The sequence below is a fragment of the Brevundimonas sp. Marseille-Q4549 genome, from assembly GCF_976940555.1.
Genome location: NZ_CDRHXG010000001.1, coordinates 2663403 through 2680613, shown reverse-complemented (window position 1 = coordinate 2680613; position 17211 = coordinate 2663403). Strand labels below are relative to the sequence as shown.

Genomic DNA, 17211 nt, shown 5'->3' with positions numbered 1-17211 from the left:
AAGGGCTTTCGGGTCTGGGCGCCCCCTCTACTGCAGAGGAGGCGGCAAGCCGAAGGCTTTTGTTTCGTCCCGCTTCTTTATGGGCGGAACGGAGGGGTCCGGCGGTTCGACAAGGCGCGCTGGGGGAATGTCCCGAGCGGCAAAGGGGGGGGACTGTAAATCCCCTGCGTAAGCTTCGAAGGTTCGAGTCCTTCTTCCCCCACCACGCGCCTTCGACGGACACGACGGATCAGGACGACGGAGAGGAACCGGCTGCGGCGTTCCCCAAGAACTTCCGCAGTCTCCGCGCGGGTATAGCACAATGGTAGTGCAGCAGCCTTCCAAGCTGAGGATGTCGGTTCGATCCCGTCTACCCGCTCCAGGTTTTTGAATGCACACAGCGCCCCTCAACCCGGGCCATCAGGAGTTTGGCCATGGCCAAGGAAAAGTTCGAACGCACGAAGCCGCACTGCAACATCGGCACGATTGGTCACGTTGACCACGGCAAGACGACGCTGACGGCGGCGATCACGATGACGCTGGCGAAGGCCGGCGGCGCGAAGGCGATGAACTACGCCGACATCGACGCTGCGCCGGAAGAGAAGGCGCGCGGCATCACGATCAACACGGCGCACGTGGAATATGAGACGGCCAACCGTCACTACGCCCACGTCGACTGCCCCGGCCACGCCGACTATGTGAAGAACATGATCACGGGTGCGGCGCAGATGGACGGCGCGATCCTGGTGGTTTCGGCCGCCGACGGCCCGATGCCGCAGACCCGCGAGCACATCCTGCTGGCCCGTCAGGTCGGCGTGCCGGCCCTGGTGGTCTTCATGAACAAGGTCGACCTGGTCGACGACGAAGAACTGCTGGAACTGGTCGAGATGGAAGTGCGCGAGCTGCTGAGCAGCTACCAGTTCCCGGGCGACGAAATCCCGATCACCAAGGGTTCGGCCAAGGCCGCGACCGACGGCGTGAACCCGGAAATCGGCGAACAGCGCGTTCTGGCCCTGATGGAAACCGTCGACGCCTACATCCCGCAGCCGGAACGTCCGGTCGACCTGCCGTTCCTGATGCCGGTGGAAGACGTGTTCTCGATCTCGGGCCGCGGCACCGTGGTCACGGGCCGCGTCGAGAAGGGCATCATCAAGGTCGGCGAGGAAGTCGAGATCGTCGGCATCCGTCCGGTCCAGAAGACGACCTGCACGGGCGTGGAAATGTTCCGCAAGCTGCTGGACCAGGGCCAGGCGGGCGACAACGTCGGCGTGCTGCTGCGCGGCACCAAGCGTGAAGACGTCGAGCGCGGCCAGGTGCTGTGCAAGCCGGGCTCCATCACCCCGCACACCAAGTTCCTGGCCGAAGCCTACATCCTGACCAAGGAAGAAGGCGGTCGTCACACCCCGTTCTTCACGAACTATCGCCCGCAGTTCTACTTCCGCACCACGGACGTGACGGGCATCGTTCAGCTGAAGGAAGGCGTCGAGATGATCATGCCGGGCGACAACGCCGAGCTGAACGTCGAACTGATCACGCCGATCGCGATGGACCAAGGCCTGCGCTTCGCCATCCGTGAAGGCGGCCGCACCGTCGGCGCCGGCGTCGTCGCCAAGATCATCGAGTAATATACCCGACGGTCCGGCCTCAAGTGTGCGCCTCCGCGAGGCGCGCCTAGGCCAACCAGAACAGTCGCGTAACAGAGCGGCCCCCGGAAACATCCGGGGGCCGCTTCTGCGTGGGGACACGACATAAAGCGCCGTCACCCTCGGGCTTGACCCGAGGGGCGGAGGTTCCGCCGCATTGCCTCACCGGAGGCGCACAGCCCGATCCGCGTCTGATCCTCGGGTCAAGCCCGAGGATGACGGGGAAGGGGAGCGAGGGGCCTGATCTCTCGCTCGGCGGGCGAGCGGTCTTGCCTGCAACCGAAAATCCCGGCTTACGTTCGGAAACAGACGTTAACCTTTCGGTAACTACATGCGACGCGCGATCCGGCTGGGCATTTTCATTGGCGTCGTTCTGGGCATGAGCGCCTGCGCGACCCGTTACGACGCCGACGGACGGCCCGTGTCGGGCGCCTATGGCTCGGTCGAGGCGGGACGGACGGCCTGAGGCGAAAGGAAAACGTAGCGCTGGCCGCGATCCTGCCCTAATGTAGCGTCGCGGACGCCGACTGTCGCGCCGCGTCGGTCCCCACACCCCCTTAGATGTTACTCATCGCCATTGCCGTCGTTCTGCTCCTCGTGGTGCTCAACGGCCTGTTCGCCATGACCGAATTGGCGGTCGTCTCTTCTCGAAAATCGAAGCTCCAGGCCCGGGCCGAGCGGGGGGATCGCGGCGCGCGGGCCGCGCTGAAGCTTGCGGACGAACCGACGCAGTTTCTTTCGGCCGTGCAGGTCGGCATCACCCTGATCGGCATTCTGGCGGGCGCCTATGGTCAGGCGACCATCGCGGGCGAGCTGGATCGCATTCTGGAAGTCGCCTTTCCAGCCTTCCGCGCCTACACCGAATTCTTCGCCACGGCCCTGGTGGTCGTGTGCATCACCTATGTCTCGCTGATCATCGGCGAACTGGTGCCCAAACGTCTGGCGTTGATCTTCCCCGAGGCGGTGGCCTCCAAGATGGCCAAGCCCATCTCGACCCTGGCCATCGTGCTGAAGCCGTTCGTCCTGCTGCTGACGGCCTCGACCTCGGGCATTCTGAAGCTTCTGGGGGTCAAGGACCGCGACGGCTCGGACGTCACTCAGGAAGAGGTGGCGACCATCCTGGCGGAGGGCGCGTCCGCCGGCCTGATCGAGCCCGAAGAACAGGAAATGATCGAGGAGATCCTGCGCCTGGGCGACCGTCCCGTCCGGGTGGCTATGACGCCCCGCCACGACGTCTTCTGGATCGCGCTGGACGATCCCGAGGAGATTCTGCGCGAGGAGATTCGCACCTGCCCCTATTCGCGGATCGTGGTGGCGCGCGAGAGCGACGTCGATAATCCCCTGGGGGTCGTGCACAAGAAGGATCTGCTGGACGCCCTGCTGACCGACGGCAAGTTCGACATCGAGGCCCTGGTGCAAGAGCCGGCCTTCATCCCGCAGTCGACCTCGGTGCTGAAGGCGCTGGAGATATTGAAGGGCTCCAAGGTTCACATGGCCTTCCTGGTCGACGAATTCGGCGCCTTCGAGGGCGTGGTGACGGCCACCGACCTCCTGGAAATGATCGCGGGCGACTTCAACGAGGGGCACGACGAGGAACAGGCCTGGATCGTGCAGCGCGCCGACGGCAGCTGGCTGGTCGACGGCCAGACGGACCTGGACGATCTGGCCGACGCCCTGGGCGAGGATTTCGGCGAGCACGAGGGCTTCCACACCGTCGCGGGCCTGATCCTGCATCAGCTGTCGCGCGTGCCGGACGAGGGCGAGGTTCTGCAGGTCGGCCGATTCGAGGTCGAGGTGGTCGACATGGACGACCGCCGCATCGACAAATTGATCTTCAAGGAGCTGATCAAGGCCGAGGACGAGCGAGACGCCGTCGCCGCCCACCTGGAAGAGTAGGGCGCGCGTCCACATCGCCCTTGAAAAGCCGGGCGGCGTCGGGCATACGCCCCCCTCTGGCGAACGCGCGGGCCGGACGGTTCGCGCGATTGTCTAGGAGTTTAGCTCAGCTGGTAGAGCACCGGTCTCCAAAACCGGGGGTCGTGGGTTCGAGTCCCCCAACTCCTGCCAATCCCCCCTGTCGCTTCCGGATGGGACTTCCCATCTGGGGCGACAGGAACAATTGTGTGAAGAGCAACTGATGGCCAAGGCCAAAACTCCCGGCAAGCGGCCCCAGGCCAATGCGAAGCCTCAGGTCGCTGCGGGCGCCGCCGCCATCACGGTCGATTCGTCCGAGCCGAAGAAGCCCCGCCCGAGCATCACCCAGTTCTACCAGCAGGTGATGGCCGAGGCGCGCAAGATCGTGTGGCCCAGCCGCAAGGAGACGTGGATCACCTCGGTGATGGTCTTCATCATGGTTGTGGTCGCCTCGATCTTCTTCTGGATCGTGGACACCGGCCTGGGCTTCCTCTTCCGCTGGATCATCGGCCTCGGCTCGTAAGGATAGATAGAACCGTCATGACCGACGCAGCGCCCGCCAAGCCGGCCAATCCGCGCCACAAGTGGTATATCGTCAACGCCTATTCGAACTTCGAGAAGAAGGTCGCAGAGCAACTGCGCGATCAGGCCAAGCAGCAGGGTCTGGAAGACGCCTTCTCCGAAATCCTGGTCCCGACCGAGGACGTCGTCGAGATCCGTCGCGGCCGCAAGGTGAACTCGGAACGCAAATTCTTCCCCGGTTATGTGCTGGTGAAGATGGAAATGACAGACCAAGCCTATCACCTGGTCAAGAACACGCCGAAGGTGACGGGCTTCCTGGGCGCGGCGGGGGGCACCAAGCCGCTGCCGGTCTCGGAACGTGAAGTTCAGAACATCATCGGCGCGGTGGAAGAGGGCGTCGAACGTCCCAAGCCCACGATCCGCTTCGACATCGGCGAAAAGGTCAAGGTCATCGACGGCCCGTTCGCCAGCTTCGACGGCTCGGTCGAGAGCGTGGACGAGGAACACGCCCGCCTGCGCGTCGCCGTGTCCATCTTCGGCCGCGCCACGCCGGTCGATCTGGAATACGGTCAGGTGGAGAAGGTCGCGGGCTGAGGCCGGCGTTCCCGTCGAGAGATTTAAGCCGCGTCCGAAAGGACGCGGCTTTTTTCGTTTCGGGATGACCTACCAGCGCCGTCATCCTCGGGCTTGACCCGAGGACCGGGTCGTCCGCCGCCTTGCGCCTGGCGCGACGCACAGCCCGATCCGCGTCCGGTCCTCGGGTCAAGCCCGAGGATGACGGAATGGGGGCAGCAAGTCCCTGCGTTGCCTTTCCGTCCCCCCTCTGTTACACGCGCGCCTTCGCTCGGCGGGCCTCGGCTCGCGGGGCGGCAAATCCGTGGGAGGCAGCCATGCCGGACCACGGCTCACCGGCCCTGCGTTCGTTCGCCGGGTCATTCATAGGAGAGACCAATGGCCAAGAAGATTCTCGGCTATATCAAGCTGCAAGTGCCGGCCGGTTCGGCCACGCCTTCGCCCCCGATCGGCCCGGCCCTGGGTCAACGCGGCGTGAACATCATGGGCTTCTGCAAGGAGTTCAACGCGCGCACCGAGAAGGAAGCCAAGGGCACCCCGCTTCCGACCGTCATCACCGTCTACCAGGACAAGTCGTTCACCTTCGTCACCAAGACGCCGCCGGCGACCTGGTACCTGAAGCAGGCCACCGGCCTGAAGTCGGGCTCCAAGCTGGTCGGCCGTGAAGTCGCCGGCAAGATCACCGTGGCCCAGCTGCGTGAGATCGCCGAAAAGAAGATGAAGGATCTGAACGCGAACGACCTGGACGCCGCGACGAAGATCATCGAAGGCTCCGCCCGCGCGATGGGCCTCGAAGTGGTGGAGGGCTAATCCATGGCTAAGCAAACCAAGGCTCAAAAGGCCCGCACCGGCCTGACCCAGGACCTGCTGCCGTTCACCGACGCCATCAAGCTGGCCAAGGACAACGCCAAGGCCAAGTTCGACGAATCCATCGAGATCGCCGTCAATCTGGGCGTCGATCCGCGTCACGCCGACCAACAGGTCCGCGGCGTAGTCAACCTGCCGTCGGGCACGGGCCGCGACGTTCGCGTCGCCGTCTTCGCCAAGGACGCCAAGGCCGAGGAAGCCAAGGCGGCCGGCGCCGAACACGTCGGCGCCGAAGACCTGTACGAAAAGATCGCCGGCGGCTTCATGGAGTTCGACCGCGTGATCGCCTCGCCGGACATGATGGCCCTGGTCGGTCGTCTGGGTAAGGTGCTGGGCCCGCGCGGCCTGATGCCGAACCCCAAGGTCGGCACCGTGACCCCGAACGTGGCCCAGGCCGTCAAGGACGCCAAGGGCGGCGCCGTCGAGTTCCGCGTCGAGAAGGCGGGCATCGTCCATGCCGGCATCGGCAAGGCCTCCTTCACCCAGGACGCCCTGGAAGCCAACGTCAAGGCCATCGTGGACGCTCTGGTCCGCGCCAAGCCGTCGGGCGCGAAGGGCACCTATGTGAAGCGCATCAGCCTGTCCTCGACGATGGGCCCGGGCTTCAAGGTCGATCCGGCTTCGCTGGGCGCCTAAGCGTTTCGGTCGAATGAGAATGAAGGCCCCGGAGAGCGATCTCCGGGGCCTTTTTCATGGTCAGTAGGCGGCGGTGAAGCGCGCGCGGCTGTGTTTGTGCTGCTCCAGTTCATCGACCATGGCGATGGCGTAGTCGGCGAAGCTGATCCTGCTGTCGCCGTTGGCGTCGGTCAGCAACTGGTCGCCGCCCGTGCGGTAATGACCCAGACGCGGGCCTTCCTCGATCAGGGCGGCGGGCGAGAAGAAGGTCCAGTCGATCTGGGTCTCGCCGCGCAGGGCTTTCAGGAAGTCGAGCCCGCCGACGGCGAGGGGTTTCCATTCCTCCGGGAAGGCGGGGGTGTCGATCAGCAGGACGCCGGGGGCGACCTCAAGGCTGGCGGCGCCGCCGGTGACCAGCAGGCGCGGCACGCCCGCCGTCTTCAACGCCGCCAGTATGGCGTCGGCGGGAACATCGAAATGAAGGGCGCTGATCACCGCATCCGAACCCTTGATCAGGTCAGGCAGGGCGGCCGGGTCAGAGGCGTCGCCCGCGACGGGCGTGACGCCGGGCGTCGAGGGTATGGCCTCCGGCTTGCGCGCGATGGCGGTGACGGTGTGGCCGCGCGCGGCCAGTTCTTTGGTGATCTCCGATCCAGCGCGACCGCTGGCGCCGAGGACTGCGACTTTCATGGAAGGCTCCTGTGGTATCCAATGGTAACTAGGTGTGATACTGACTGCGACCATGCAAGACGGCACCTTTCACTCACCTGGTCACTCCGAAGAAACCTGGACGCGGGGCGATGTGTTCGCGGCTGACTGTCCAACGCGCCAGTTGCTGGATCGTGTCGCAGACAAGTGGAGCACGCTGATCCTGATCGTGCTGGGCGAGGGGCCGATCCGGTTCAATGGATTGAAGCGGCGCATCGACGGCGTGTCCCAGAAGATGCTGAGCCAGACGCTGAAGTCGCTGGAGCGTGACGGCCTGGTGTCGCGCACCGTCGTCGCGACCGTGCCGGTGACGGTGACCTATGCGGTGACGCCGCTGGGGCGGGGGCTGATGGCGTCGATGCAGGCCATGATCGACTGGGCCGAGACACGGATGCCCGAGGTCGCGCAGGCGCAGGCCGACTATGATGCGCGCAGTCTAGACGCCCATTGAATCTGTCCAGGTGCGTGGCGCGAGGGCTGCGAGACCGTAGGCCAAGGCCCATGCGAGCGATAAAGCGGACCGTCCGTGGTCGGAAAACTTGACGGCGCGCGCTGTATCCTTTTTTGGGGGCGCGCGGTCGCCCGAAGGCGTCGCCTGATCGGGGATTGTCGGATGCTGAGCTGGTTCCAGGCGTTGCTGCCCAAGGAAGACAATTTCTTCCGCCTGTTCGACGCCCATGCGGCGACCCTGATCAAGGGCGCGGAGGCCATGCGGCGTATGCTGGACGGCGGCGAGGAGACCGAGCACTGGCGCCAGGCCGTGATCGCCCACGAGCATGAGGCCGACGACGTGGCGCGCGAGGTGCTGTTCGCCGTGCGCCGCAGCTTCATCACCCCCTTCGACCGGTCCGACATTCGCGGCCTGACCAACTCTCTGGACGACGCCATCGACCAGATGCAGAAGACCGCCAAGACCATCGGCCTGTACGAACAGCGCGCCTTCCAGCCCAAGATGCGCGAACTGGGCGACATCGCCGTGCTGTGCGCCGCCAAGACGGTGGAGGCCGTCGGCCTGCTGCCGGCCATGCGCAAGAACCACGAGCGGTTGAACGCCTTGACCGAGCAGATCGCCCATCTGGAGAGCGACAGCGACGCCCTTTACGACGAGGGGATGAAGGCGCTGTATCACGCGCATCGCGGGGGCGACGCCATGGGCTTCATCATCGGCGCCGAGATCTACGACCATCTGGAGAAGGTGGTGGACCGGTTCGAGGACGTGGCCAACCGCATCAACGGCGTGCTGGTCGAGCACCTCTGACCGTCATGGATCACGCCCTCCTGATCCTGGTCTTCCTGATCGGCGTGGCCATCCTGTTCGATTTCCTGAACGGGTTGCACGACGCGGCCAACTCCATCGCCACCATCGTGGCCACGCGCGTCCTGCCGCCGGTGTTCGCGGTCGGCTGGGCGGCCTTCTTCAACTTCATCGCCTTCCTGTTCTTCGGTCGGCATGTGGCGGACACCATCGGGCGAGGGATCGTCGATCCGGGGATCATCTCGGACCAGGTGATATTCGGCGCCCTGATGGGGGCCATCGTCTGGAACGTCGTGACTTGGCTGGCGGGCATTCCGTCGTCCAGTTCGCACGCGCTGGTCGGCGGCCTTCTGGGCGCGGGCGTAGCCAAGGCGGGAACCGGGGCGATCGTCGTCGCCGGCGTGGCCAAGACGGTGGCGGCCATCTTCCTGTCGCCGGCCATCGGCTTCGTCCTGGCGCTGCTGCTGGTGCTGCTCGTGTCCTGGCTGTTCGTGAAGGCGAACCCCGCATTCGCGGACCGGGTGTTCCGGGGGCTTCAGTTCCTGTCGGCCTCGGCCTATTCGCTGGGCCACGGCGGCAACGACGCCCAGAAGACCATGGGGATCATCGCCATTCTGCTGTATTCGCGCGGTATGCTGGGCGGCGAATTCCATGTGCCCTTCTGGGTGGTGATCACCTGTCAGGCGGCCATCGCCCTGGGAACCCTGTTCGGCGGCTGGCGTATCGTTCACACCATGGGATCGCGCATCACCCGTCTGACGCCGCAGCAGGGTTTCTGCGCAGAGACGGGCGGGGCCATCACCCTGTTCGCGGCGACCAGTCTGGGCGTGCCGGTCTCGACCACCCACACCATAACCGGCGCCATCGTCGGCGTGGGCGCGGCCAAGCGCGTGTCGGCGGTGCGCTGGAACGTTGCGCGCAGCATCGTGACGGCTTGGTTCGTCACCATGCCGGCGGCGGCGGCGATCGGCGCGCTGTTTTATGCCGTCGGCGGACTGTTCCTTACCTGATGGCCAACGCTTCCAAACGCACACGCCTGTCGGAGACGCGGCAAGTCGCGGCCCTGCCGTGGCGGCTCGAGGACGGCCAGCGCCGCATCCTGATGATCACCTCCCGCGAGACGCGGCGGTGGGTCATTCCCAAGGGCGGAAGAATGGTCGGCAAATCCGATCCCGAGGCCGCCGCCCAGGAGGCGCTGGAGGAAGCCGGGGTCAAGGGCGACATCAAGGATCATTCGATCGGCGTCTTCCGCTACGCCAAGGGGCTGAAGGATGGCGGACAGCGCCTGTGCGTGGTGTCGGTCTATCCGCTGGAGGTGCTGATTCAATTGGGCGCCTGGCCCGAGGCGCATCAGCGCGAGCGCCGCTGGATGACCCCCGCCGAGGCGGCCGAGGTGGTGCATGAGCCGGACCTGGCCGCCCTGATCCGCGACTTCGACGCCACGCCGGTGGAAGGCTGAGCAACCTTCGGTCGATTTCGGCTGGTCAACGATGCGTCAGCCCCCGATAAGAGCGGCGAGGGGGAGGCCATGATCTTTATTCGAAATCTTGCGATCGCCTTGGCGCTGGCCGCCGTCGCGAGCCCGGGGCACGCACAGGACAGGAACCAGGGCGCGGCGCGGACCGACGAAAACGGTCAACCGCTGCTGCAGGTGGTCGTCAGGCCGGACGCGGGGGCGGCGCAACGGACCGAACTGGCGACGCGGCTTATCCGGCTGTCGGCCGGGCCGAATTTCCAGAAGGACATGGAGGCCCTGATCACGGCTCAACTCAATCAATTGGAGGGCAGCGGCCAGCATCGACGAGAGGCGGACTGGATGCGCGCCAATGCGCCCCGGATGCTGACGGCCATGACCGAGCGGATGCTGGCCGACCTGGCGCCGCGCTACGCCACCATCTACACGACGGAGGAACTCGAGGCGCAGATCGCCTTCTTCGATTCCCCGATCGGTCGCCGCATCTCGACCAAGAGCGTGCAGCTGGGCATGGCCTCGCAAGAGGTCATGACCGACAGCCTGCAATCCTTCGTCACCGAACTGGCGACAAAATACTGCGCCCAGTTCGATTGCGAGACGAACGCGGGTCAAGCCGCCGCCAAGCCCCAACGGCGCTAGACGCCGATCCCTTCACGCGGCGGGTTGATTTTCCGGTGCGTCGCCTGTAAGAGCGCCGCTTCCCGCTGAAAGCTTGTCTTTCGGCGGTCCTGTCCGAGAACTTCGGGGCGTGGGGGCCACCCATGCCGTAACTGTCGAAAAGCCTTTCGACGCCGTGGGGAGATGGGGACGCGACCTTGCCGCGTATCGGCCCGCACTCCGGGACGGACGCCGTCAGACGCATCCTTCGGACAATACGACCGGCCCGAACGTCTCGCAGCGATGCGGCGCGCTTTGGCCAATCCGTCGTCGGGAATAAGCCCGGCGGCGAATACCAAGACTGGAGACCGCAATGGATCGCGCTCAAAAAGCCGAGTCTATCGAATCGCTCAAGGGCGTGTTCGCCGAGGCCGGCAGCGTGGTCGTGACCCACAACCTGGGTCTGACCGTTGCGGAAATGGAAGATCTGCGTGGTCGCCTTCGCAAAGAAGGCGGCGCGTTCAAGGTGGTCAAGAACCGCCTGGCGCTGAAGGCGCTCGAAGCCGAAGAAGGCAGCGACTACCACGGCCTGTTCAAGGGCCCGGTGGGCATCGCCTACTCCGAGAACCCCGGTACGGCCGCCAAGGTCGTCACCGAGTTCGCCAAGGCCAACGATCGCTTCAAGATCGTCGGCGGCTTCATGGGCGAAACCGTCGTCGATCAGAAGGGTGTCGAGGCTCTCTCGAAGCTCCCGACGCTCGACGAGGTTCGCGGTCAACTCATCGGCCTGCTCAATGCGCCTGCGACCCGTATCGCCGGCGTGCTGCAAGCACCCGCCGGTCAGTTGGCCCGCGTGTTCAACGCCTACGCCACCAAGGAAGCCGCGTAAGCGGCCCCGCCTTTCATCTCTGCATCACTCTCTAAACCTCATCCTCCGAAGGAAAACTGACAATGGCCGACCTCGCCAAGATCGTCGAAGACCTGTCCGCGCTTACCGTTCTGGAAGCTGCTGAACTCTCCAAGCTGCTGGAAGAAAAGTGGGGCGTCAGCGCCGCTGCTCCGGTCGCCATGGCTGCTCCGGCCGCCGGCGGCGCCGCTCCGGCTGAAGCCGCCGAAGAGCAAACCGAATTCACCGTCGTCCTGGTCGACGGCGGCGACAAGAAGATCAACGTGATCAAGGAAGTCCGCGGCGTCCGTTCGGACCTGGGTCTGAAGGAAGCCAAGGACCTGGTCGAAGGCGCTCCGCAGAACGTCGTCGAAAACGTCTCGAAGCAACAAGCCGACGAGATCGCCAAGAAGCTGACGGAAGCCGGCGCCAAGATCCAGATCAAGTAATCTGGATCTCAGCTCTGCTGATATCGGAAAGGCCCGGCGGGAAACCGCCGGGCCTTTTCTTTTTTGGCGACGACTAGATATCGTCGCCCGACAGCGGGCGGATTTCGGCGAACCGGCCAGCGCCGTCCGCCCGGACCACGAAGTCGATCGTCCTTCGCTGAAAGCGAACGCGATAGAGGCGGCGCGTCAGGCCGTCGTCCAGCGCGCGTTCAGACAACAGGTCCATGCCCTCGATCGGCCCCACGGCCGTCAGCATCGCCTGGCCGAAGTCCTTGTAGAACGCCGCTGCGCCGTCGCGCGCCTGGTCGGTGAAGACGGTGGGATCGACGACGCCGCCCCCTCGAAATAGAGGGTGATCGGATCGTCCAGCGAGAGGACGCCCTGTTCCACCAGCCGCATCAGCACCACCCCGGCGAAGATCTTGGAGGCCGAGGCGGTCTGGAAGGGCGTGTCGGGGGTGACGGCGCTGGGCCATTCCAGATTGGCTTGGCCATAGCCTTGAAGCCTGACGATCCGACCGGAATCGACGACTGCGACGGCGACGCCGGGAATGTGGCTGGCGTCCATGAATCGGGCGACGGCGTCATCGACGGGGTCGGCCCGGACGCCTGTTACAGTCATCAGGCCAAGGGCGACGGCCAACGCCGCCGTCTGGGCCGGGAATTTCTGGATCATGTCCGCCTCCGTCGATGAAACGCTAGAGGAGGCGCTGGCCCGTCGATACTTAAACCGCCGCAAGCTTTGCGGCGGAAAAGCGCGACCTGTCGTTCGACGGCGGCGTGGTCAACGCCGCCTTGGCGCCAGGATGTCCGACAGGCGGTCGGGCGTTCCGTCGATCCGTTCCAGCCGCGGATAGCGTAGGCCGTCGTGATAGTCGAAGGCGACGGTGCGGAAGCGGTCGCCGGACTTGATCAGCAGTTCGATCGGAGCGGTCGATCCCTTGGCGGCGGTGACGGCGTCGCGCAGCACCTCGGCGGAGCCGGCCTTTCCGTTGACGGCCACCAGGCTCCAGCCGGCTCCGATCCCCTGCTGGAAGGCGGGGCCGCCCCAGCGGATGTTGGTCAGCTTGTCGCCCGACAGGGTGAAGCCCAGCGAATACTGGAAGTCGTTGGCCCAGCCGGTCTGGACCGACTTTTCGGCGGCCGTGGGCGTGTCGGTGTAGGTCAGGCGGTATCCGCCACGCTCGATCCCGGCCAGGGGCGCGCGGGCGTCCGGGCCAACCGCGTCGAGCCGGTCGCGCAGGAAGGCGGCCCAGTCGTGCGGATGGACCGCGTTCAGGGCGGCGACCACCTGGTCGAAAGTGTAGCCCTGGGGCGCCCAGACGCCGTCGTCGTGACCGAAGAAGGCGCGGGCGAAGTCGTCGAGCGACTTGCGGCCGTTCGTCTCGGCTCGGATCAGGGTGTCGGCGTCCAGCCAGACCAGCAGGCTTTCGCGATAATAGTCGCCGGTTCCGCGCATCCACGACGGATATTGGCCCGGCACGCGGTAGCCTAGGAGGTTGTGATTGTTGGTGTCCTGAAGCGCGCGCCACTCTCGGCCCGGCTGATTGTCGTAGAAGGCGGCGACGGTCGCCAAGGTGGCCAGGGCCACCTCCTTGGAGTGCAGGCCCGAACGGGCGGCCAGAACGTCGCCCCAGTATTCGGTCTGACCCTCATAGACCCACAGAAGGGTGTTCTGGGTCGGGACATTGTGGTTGGCGGTCAGCTCGTCGGCCGGACGCATGAACTTGCCGTTCCACGAATGGGTGTATTCATGCGGCAAGAGGCCCCGGTCGCCCGCGCTCTTGGCCCAGTTGGTGAAGAAGTCGGGGGCGCTGGTGTTCTCGGAGGAGCGGTGATGCTCCAGCCCGATGCCGCCCAGTTGGTCGGTCAGGGCGAACAGGAACTCGTAGTGGTCGAAGTGGCGGGCGCCGAACAGGCGGTCGGCCTGCTGGACCATGTTCTCGAACAGCTTCAGCTGGTCTTCGGTGGCGGTCAGGCCCTTGGCCTCGTCGGCGACGATGTTCAGATGGACCTTGTCGCCCGATGGGTCGATATCGACGCGGCGATAGTGGGCGCCGGCGAACATGGGGCTGTCGATCAGGGTGTAGAGGTCGGTGGGGGCGAAGGTCGCCACGTCGCCGTCCTGCGACGCCGTCGTCAGGGCTGTGCCGTATTTCCAGCCCGCAGGCAGGACCACCGAGGGCGCGACTTGGATCTGGCGGCTGAAATAGCCGGCCGGATAGAGGATGGCCTTCTCCCACTGAAGATTGACCATCGCCGGGGTCATCAGCACGCGCCAGTTGGAATTGTCCGGCTGGGTCAACTGCTGGAAGGCGACGTCGATGCTGGAGACGCCGGCCGGAATGTCCAGGTGAAAGGCGTAGGGGTCCAGGGTGTCGCGCAGCCACTCGATGCGCCGGCCATTGGCGGTGACGGTCAGGCCCGACAGCAGCTGGATCGGGCCGGTGGCGGCATGATTGCCGGGCAGATATTTCGGATAGAGCAGGGTCAGAGGCCCCGGCCCCGTGACCGGAATGGTCTCGGTCACACTGATGATCCGGCGATCACGGTCGGTGATGTCGGCCCGGTACTGGATCACGCCCGGATAGGGCCTGTCCTGGGGCGCGGGAATGGCCGGCTGGGCGCGGGGCAGGGCCAGGGGCGCCTGGCTGGCGTCGGTGACGACGGGCGTGGATCGGAAGGTCTGGGCGGCGGCCGGGACGGCGGCGGCCATCAGGACGGCGAGGCAGGCGACGGTCAGGCGGGTACGCGGCATCAGGTCATCCGAACAGAAGGGCAGGCGCCCACCGTCGAGGGCGGGCGCCGCCACGTCAAGAGACGGATGACCCGAACTTTCCTCACCCGCGCCGAAGGGAGGAACGATCGGGCGTCAGCGGGCGCGCGGCGTCAGGATGTCGCCCAGACGGTCGGGCGTGCCGACGATCCGCTCCAGCCGGGGGTAGCGCAGGCCGTCATGATAGTCGAAGGCGACGGTGCGGTACTGGTCCCCGTCCTTGACGATCAGGGTGACGGGCACGGCCGGATCCTTGGCCGCGGTGACGGCGGCGGCGATACGGTCGGCGGTGGCCGCCTGGTCGTTGACGGCGACGATCTCCATGCCGACGGCCAGGCCCGACTTGAAGGCCGGACCGTCCCACTGGACGCTGCGGATCTTGTTGCCCTCGCCGGTCTGGAAGCCCAGCGAATAGGTGAAGTCGTTGCGCTTCAGCTCCGCATACAGGGTCTTCATGTAGTCGGTCGGGGTGTCCGTATAGGTCAGCCGCCAGCCGCCGCGTTCCAGCCCGTCCAGCGGGGCGTGCGCCTGCGGGCCGTCCGCGTCCAGGCGCGCGCGCAGGAAGGCGGCCCAGTCGTTGGGAACCACGGCGTTCAGGGCCGCGACCACGTCCTCGAAGGTGTAGGGAGCGGGCGCATAGTCGCCGTCCTGAACGCCGTAGAAGGCGCGGGCGAAGTCGTCCAGCGACTTGCGGCCGCCCGTCTTCTCCCGGATCGTGGTGTCGACATCCAGCCAGATCAGCTGGCCTTCCGAATAGTAGTCCTCGTCACGCTGCCACGACAGCCAGCCCTTGGGCTGGCGCTGGCTGATGATCGGGTCGTTGGTTGTGTCCTGAAGGGCGCGCCATTCCCGGCCGACGCGCGTCTGATACGTGGCGGCGGTCATGGCCAGGGAGTCCATGGCCTGCTGCTTGGTCAAAAGGCCCGAGCGGGCGGCGATGACCTGGCCGTAGTATTGGGTTTGGCCCTCATAGACCCACAGCAGGCTGTTCTGCAGCGGGCTGTTGAAGTTGGGGACGTACTGGTCGGCGGGGCGACGCCATTTGCCGTCCCATGAATGGTTCATCTCGTGGCTGAGCAGATCGCGATCCGCCAGATGTTTGTCCCAGCCGGTGAAGAAGGCCGGATCGACCGAATTTTCGGAACTGCGGTGATGCTCCAGGCCGATGCCGCCCAGCTTGTCGGTCATGGCGATCAGGAAGTCGTAGTGGTCGAAGTGGCGCGCGCCGTACAGGCGGTCCTTCTGGACGATCAGGTTGCGCAGGATCTGGATCTGGGCGTCGGTGGCCTCCAGGCTGTCGGCCGCGTCGGCGACGATGTTGGCCCGCACCGGCGAGCGGCCGCCGGGATCCAGGTCGATCTGGCGATAATGGAGGCCGGCGAAGACGGGGCTGTCGATCAGAACCTCCAGGTTCACCGGCTTGAAGGTCTGGACGTCGCCGGACTTCATGTCGGGCTCCAGCGCCGTGCCGAAGCGCCAGCCTGCGGGGAAGGTGACGGTCGGGCGCACCATGATGTTCCGCGACCAGTGACCGGCCGGATAGAGCAGCATCTTCTCCCACTGAATGTTCAGCATCTCGGGCGTCATGGTGATGCGGCCCTGGGCGCCGGTGGTCGGCGACAGGTGCTGAAGCCTGATCTTGAGCTCGCGCGCACCGGTCGGCACGACGATGTGGAGGGCGAAGGGATGCAGGGTGTCGCGCACCCATTCCACGCGCTGGCCGTCGGCGGTGATCTCGATCCCCGCCAACTGGGCGATGGGGCCGACCGGCCCGTGGTTGCCGGGCAGCCATTCCGGGAAGAACAGGGTCATCGGCCCGGCCTGGGCGACCGGGATCGTTTCCGTCACGGCGAAGATGTGCTGGGTCAGGTTGGTGGCGTCCACCTCCAGGCCGATGACGCCCGGATAGGCGACGTCCTGCGCATCCGGGATGGCGGGAAGCGGCGCGGGCAGGGCGGGCGGATAGGTCGACGCCTGTTGAGCCAGGGCTGCGGGGGCGGCGGAGACTAAAAGCAGCGCCAGGCCGGCGGCGCGGAGACGGGGTCGGATCATCGCGGACTCTATCGGACACGAGCAGGGGAACTGCGACAGTCCGCCGCAGGGGGCGGGGCGTCAAGCGGCGCAGTCCGAAATTGCGCCGCGTCCGTGTCGAGCGTGACGAGCCTCAGCCCGGCTTCACGTCCAGCAGTTCGACCGAGAAGCGCAGGGTCGAATTGGGCGGCAGTTCGTCGCCGCCGACCCAGCGCGAGCCGTAGGCGAGGGAGGCGGGGATGACGAACTCATAGGTCTCGCCGACGTGCATCAGGGCGACGCCCTCGGTCCAGCCCTTGATGACGCGGTTCAGCGGGAACTCGGCCGGTTCGTTGCGGGAATAGGAGCTGTCGAACTCGCGTCCGTCGATGAAGGTCCCGCGATAGTGGACCTTGACCGTATCGGTCCCCTTGGGCTGGGCGCCTTCGGGATGGGCCTTGCCGATGCGGCGATACTGAAGCCCGCTCTCAGTCGTGGTCCAGCCGCGCCGGGCGCCGTTCCAGGTCAGATAGTCGACATTACCCTGGTCCCACACCTGCTGGGGCGTCAAGTCGGCTTGAGCCTGAACCTGTGCGGCGGCTCGCGCGGCGGCGGAGGCCGTTTCGGCATAGGTCACGGGCTCACGATGCGTCGCGCAGGCGGACAGGGCGAGAACGGCGAACAGGGGCAGGGCGATGCGAGTCATGGGGCGACGCTAGATGACGGCGGTGAAGGCGGCAACGCGGATTGGCGCGCCGTGCGGAAAAGGTTCCGCCGGGGCCTTTATTTCGTCGCGAATGCGCGTATATGTGCGCGCTCCCGCAACACTCCATATGAGTCTGCGCGCAAGCGCCGAGGCCCGGTCAGTCGCCCTCCGACCGGAGCGAAGGCGCGGCTCCTTCCCAGGGAGCCGGTACATTTCAGGCGTCCTGGTCCGGCAGCGG

At 65.9% G+C, this 17211-nt stretch carries 20 protein-coding genes and 3 tRNA genes; 17 read left to right on the top strand and 6 right to left on the bottom strand.

Features of this window, described 5'->3' with window-relative positions:
• The first annotated feature begins 121 nt into the window (after positions 1-121).
• The 10 genes from ACWPV3_RS13410 to rplA all read left to right on the top strand — a co-directional run bounded on the left by ACWPV3_RS13410 (position 122) and on the right by rplA (position 6134).
• Positions 122-205: transfer RNA gene (locus tag ACWPV3_RS13410), tRNA-Tyr, on the top strand.
• A gap of 82 nt (positions 206-287) precedes the next feature.
• A tRNA-Gly gene (locus tag ACWPV3_RS13405) sits at positions 288-361 on the top strand.
• A gap of 52 nt (positions 362-413) precedes the next feature.
• Positions 414-1604, top strand: coding sequence for an elongation factor Tu (tuf, locus tag ACWPV3_RS13400; protein ID WP_453978166.1), 1191 nt, complete (start codon positions 414-416; stop codon positions 1602-1604).
• A gap of 349 nt (positions 1605-1953) precedes the next feature.
• Entirely contained in the window at positions 1954-2088 is a 135-nt protein-coding gene (locus tag ACWPV3_RS13395) for a hypothetical protein (RefSeq protein WP_453978165.1), read from the top strand.
• Between the two features lie 95 nt (positions 2089-2183).
• Entirely contained in the window at positions 2184-3518 is a 1335-nt protein-coding gene (locus ACWPV3_RS13390; protein ID WP_453978164.1) for a hemolysin family protein, read from the top strand.
• Positions 3519-3613: 95 nt separating this feature from the next.
• Positions 3614-3689 (top strand) — tRNA-Trp (locus ACWPV3_RS13385).
• A gap of 70 nt (positions 3690-3759) precedes the next feature.
• Entirely contained in the window at positions 3760-4059 is a 300-nt protein-coding gene (gene secE / locus ACWPV3_RS13380) for a preprotein translocase subunit SecE (protein WP_453978163.1), read from the top strand.
• A gap of 17 nt (positions 4060-4076) precedes the next feature.
• Positions 4077-4652 carry a transcription termination/antitermination protein NusG gene (gene nusG / locus ACWPV3_RS13375; RefSeq protein WP_292089579.1) on the top strand — a complete coding sequence of 192 codons (576 nt, stop codon included), beginning with the start codon at positions 4077-4079 and terminating at the stop codon, positions 4650-4652.
• Positions 4653-5009: 357 nt separating this feature from the next.
• On the top strand, positions 5010-5441 hold the full coding sequence (rplK, locus tag ACWPV3_RS13370; RefSeq protein ID WP_054765996.1) for a 50S ribosomal protein L11: 432 nt from the start codon (positions 5010-5012) through the stop codon (positions 5439-5441).
• Positions 5442-5444: 3 nt separating this feature from the next.
• Positions 5445-6134: a 50S ribosomal protein L1 gene (gene rplA / locus ACWPV3_RS13365; protein ID WP_292089577.1), complete on the top strand. Its 690-nt coding sequence runs from the start codon at positions 5445-5447 to the stop codon at positions 6132-6134.
• A 60-nt stretch (positions 6135-6194) separates the two neighbouring features.
• Here rplA and ACWPV3_RS13360 read toward each other — a convergent pair whose 3' ends face one another.
• A complete protein-coding gene (locus ACWPV3_RS13360) occupies positions 6195-6803 on the bottom strand; it encodes an NAD(P)-dependent oxidoreductase (protein ID WP_453978162.1) in 609 nt (202 codons plus the stop codon).
• A 52-nt stretch (positions 6804-6855) separates the two neighbouring features.
• On the opposite strand from ACWPV3_RS13360, the gene ACWPV3_RS13355 reads away from it, so the two are divergent.
• From ACWPV3_RS13355 to rplL, 7 genes are all read left to right on the top strand, one after another.
• Positions 6856-7272 (top strand): winged helix-turn-helix transcriptional regulator, encoded by a 417-nt coding sequence (locus ACWPV3_RS13355; protein WP_453978161.1) that lies wholly within the window; start codon positions 6856-6858, stop codon positions 7270-7272.
• Between the two features lie 162 nt (positions 7273-7434).
• Positions 7435-8079 carry a DUF47 domain-containing protein gene (locus tag ACWPV3_RS13350; RefSeq protein ID WP_453978160.1) on the top strand — a complete coding sequence of 215 codons (645 nt, stop codon included), beginning with the start codon at positions 7435-7437 and terminating at the stop codon, positions 8077-8079.
• Between the two features lie 5 nt (positions 8080-8084).
• Positions 8085-9086, top strand: a complete 1002-nt coding sequence (locus tag ACWPV3_RS13345; RefSeq protein WP_453978159.1) for an anion permease — start codon at positions 8085-8087, stop codon at positions 9084-9086.
• Positions 9086-9535, top strand: coding sequence for an NUDIX hydrolase (locus ACWPV3_RS13340; RefSeq protein WP_453978158.1), 450 nt, complete (start codon positions 9086-9088; stop codon positions 9533-9535). Before ACWPV3_RS13345 ends, ACWPV3_RS13340 begins: the two co-directional genes overlap by 1 nt.
• Positions 9536-9604: 69 nt before the next feature.
• On the top strand, positions 9605-10189 hold the full coding sequence (locus ACWPV3_RS13335) for a DUF2059 domain-containing protein (RefSeq protein ID WP_453978157.1): 585 nt from the start codon (positions 9605-9607) through the stop codon (positions 10187-10189).
• 331 nt (positions 10190-10520) lie between these two features.
• Positions 10521-11036 (top strand): 50S ribosomal protein L10, encoded by a 516-nt coding sequence (rplJ, locus tag ACWPV3_RS13330; RefSeq protein WP_292089568.1) that lies wholly within the window; start codon positions 10521-10523, stop codon positions 11034-11036.
• A gap of 62 nt (positions 11037-11098) precedes the next feature.
• A complete protein-coding gene (gene rplL, locus ACWPV3_RS13325) occupies positions 11099-11482 on the top strand; it encodes a 50S ribosomal protein L7/L12 (RefSeq protein ID WP_087119339.1) in 384 nt (127 codons plus the stop codon).
• A gap of 73 nt (positions 11483-11555) precedes the next feature.
• Here rplL and ACWPV3_RS13320 read toward each other — a convergent pair whose 3' ends face one another.
• From ACWPV3_RS13320 to ACWPV3_RS13300, 5 genes are all read right to left on the bottom strand, one after another.
• Positions 11556-11738, bottom strand: a complete 183-nt coding sequence (locus ACWPV3_RS13320) for a hypothetical protein (RefSeq protein ID WP_292089566.1) — start codon at positions 11736-11738, stop codon at positions 11556-11558.
• Complete coding sequence (locus ACWPV3_RS13315) at positions 11732-12157, bottom strand: serine hydrolase domain-containing protein (protein ID WP_313454508.1); 426 nt, start codon at positions 12155-12157, stop codon at positions 11732-11734. The genes ACWPV3_RS13320 and ACWPV3_RS13315 overlap by 7 nt, the downstream gene beginning before the upstream one ends.
• 108 nt (positions 12158-12265) lie before the next feature.
• The gene (locus tag ACWPV3_RS13310; protein WP_453978156.1) at positions 12266-14239 is read right to left on the bottom strand and encodes a M61 family metallopeptidase; all 1974 of its coding nucleotides are present in this window, start codon (positions 14237-14239) and stop codon (positions 12266-12268) included.
• 114 nt (positions 14240-14353) lie between these two features.
• Complete coding sequence (locus tag ACWPV3_RS13305; RefSeq protein ID WP_453978155.1) at positions 14354-16309, bottom strand: M61 family metallopeptidase; 1956 nt, start codon at positions 16307-16309, stop codon at positions 14354-14356.
• Between the two features lie 112 nt (positions 16310-16421).
• Positions 16422-16973 carry an FKBP-type peptidyl-prolyl cis-trans isomerase gene (locus ACWPV3_RS13300; protein WP_312733413.1) on the bottom strand — a complete coding sequence of 184 codons (552 nt, stop codon included), beginning with the start codon at positions 16971-16973 and terminating at the stop codon, positions 16422-16424.
• Positions 16974-17211 lie beyond the last annotated feature (238 nt).

Excerpts from the sequence above, each read along its gene's own strand:
- tuf (WP_453978166.1), top strand. The coding sequence starts at position 414 with ATGGCCAAGGAAAAGTTCGAACGCACGAAGCCGCACTGCAACATCGGC.
- ACWPV3_RS13390 (WP_453978164.1), top strand. The coding sequence starts at position 2,184 with ATGTTACTCATCGCCATTGCCGTCGTTCTGCTCCTCGTGGTGCTCAAC.
- nusG (WP_292089579.1), top strand. The coding sequence starts at position 4,077 with ATGACCGACGCAGCGCCCGCCAAGCCGGCCAATCCGCGCCACAAGTGG.
- rplK (WP_054765996.1), top strand. The coding sequence starts at position 5,010 with ATGGCCAAGAAGATTCTCGGCTATATCAAGCTGCAAGTGCCGGCCGGT.
- ACWPV3_RS13315 (WP_313454508.1), bottom strand. The coding sequence starts at position 12,157 with ATGATCCAGAAATTCCCGGCCCAGACGGCGGCGTTGGCCGTCGCCCTT.
- ACWPV3_RS13300 (WP_312733413.1), bottom strand. The coding sequence starts at position 16,973 with ATGACTCGCATCGCCCTGCCCCTGTTCGCCGTTCTCGCCCTGTCCGCC.
- ACWPV3_RS13340 (WP_453978158.1), top strand. The coding sequence starts at position 9,086 with ATGGCCAACGCTTCCAAACGCACACGCCTGTCGGAGACGCGGCAAGTC.
- ACWPV3_RS13310 (WP_453978156.1), bottom strand. The coding sequence starts at position 14,239 with ATGCCGCGTACCCGCCTGACCGTCGCCTGCCTCGCCGTCCTGATGGCC.
- ACWPV3_RS13335 (WP_453978157.1), top strand. The coding sequence starts at position 9,605 with ATGATCTTTATTCGAAATCTTGCGATCGCCTTGGCGCTGGCCGCCGTC.
- rplA (WP_292089577.1), top strand. The coding sequence starts at position 5,445 with ATGGCTAAGCAAACCAAGGCTCAAAAGGCCCGCACCGGCCTGACCCAG.
- secE (WP_453978163.1), top strand. The coding sequence starts at position 3,760 with ATGGCCAAGGCCAAAACTCCCGGCAAGCGGCCCCAGGCCAATGCGAAG.
- rplJ (WP_292089568.1), top strand. The coding sequence starts at position 10,521 with ATGGATCGCGCTCAAAAAGCCGAGTCTATCGAATCGCTCAAGGGCGTG.
- ACWPV3_RS13345 (WP_453978159.1), top strand. The coding sequence starts at position 8,085 with ATGGATCACGCCCTCCTGATCCTGGTCTTCCTGATCGGCGTGGCCATC.
- ACWPV3_RS13360 (WP_453978162.1), bottom strand. The coding sequence starts at position 6,803 with ATGAAAGTCGCAGTCCTCGGCGCCAGCGGTCGCGCTGGATCGGAGATC.
- rplL (WP_087119339.1), top strand. The coding sequence starts at position 11,099 with ATGGCCGACCTCGCCAAGATCGTCGAAGACCTGTCCGCGCTTACCGTT.
- ACWPV3_RS13355 (WP_453978161.1), top strand. The coding sequence starts at position 6,856 with ATGCAAGACGGCACCTTTCACTCACCTGGTCACTCCGAAGAAACCTGG.
- ACWPV3_RS13305 (WP_453978155.1), bottom strand. The coding sequence starts at position 16,309 with ATGATCCGACCCCGTCTCCGCGCCGCCGGCCTGGCGCTGCTTTTAGTC.
- ACWPV3_RS13320 (WP_292089566.1), bottom strand. The coding sequence starts at position 11,738 with ATGCTGACGGCCGTGGGGCCGATCGAGGGCATGGACCTGTTGTCTGAA.
- ACWPV3_RS13350 (WP_453978160.1), top strand. The coding sequence starts at position 7,435 with ATGCTGAGCTGGTTCCAGGCGTTGCTGCCCAAGGAAGACAATTTCTTC.
- ACWPV3_RS13395 (WP_453978165.1), top strand. The coding sequence starts at position 1,954 with ATGCGACGCGCGATCCGGCTGGGCATTTTCATTGGCGTCGTTCTGGGC.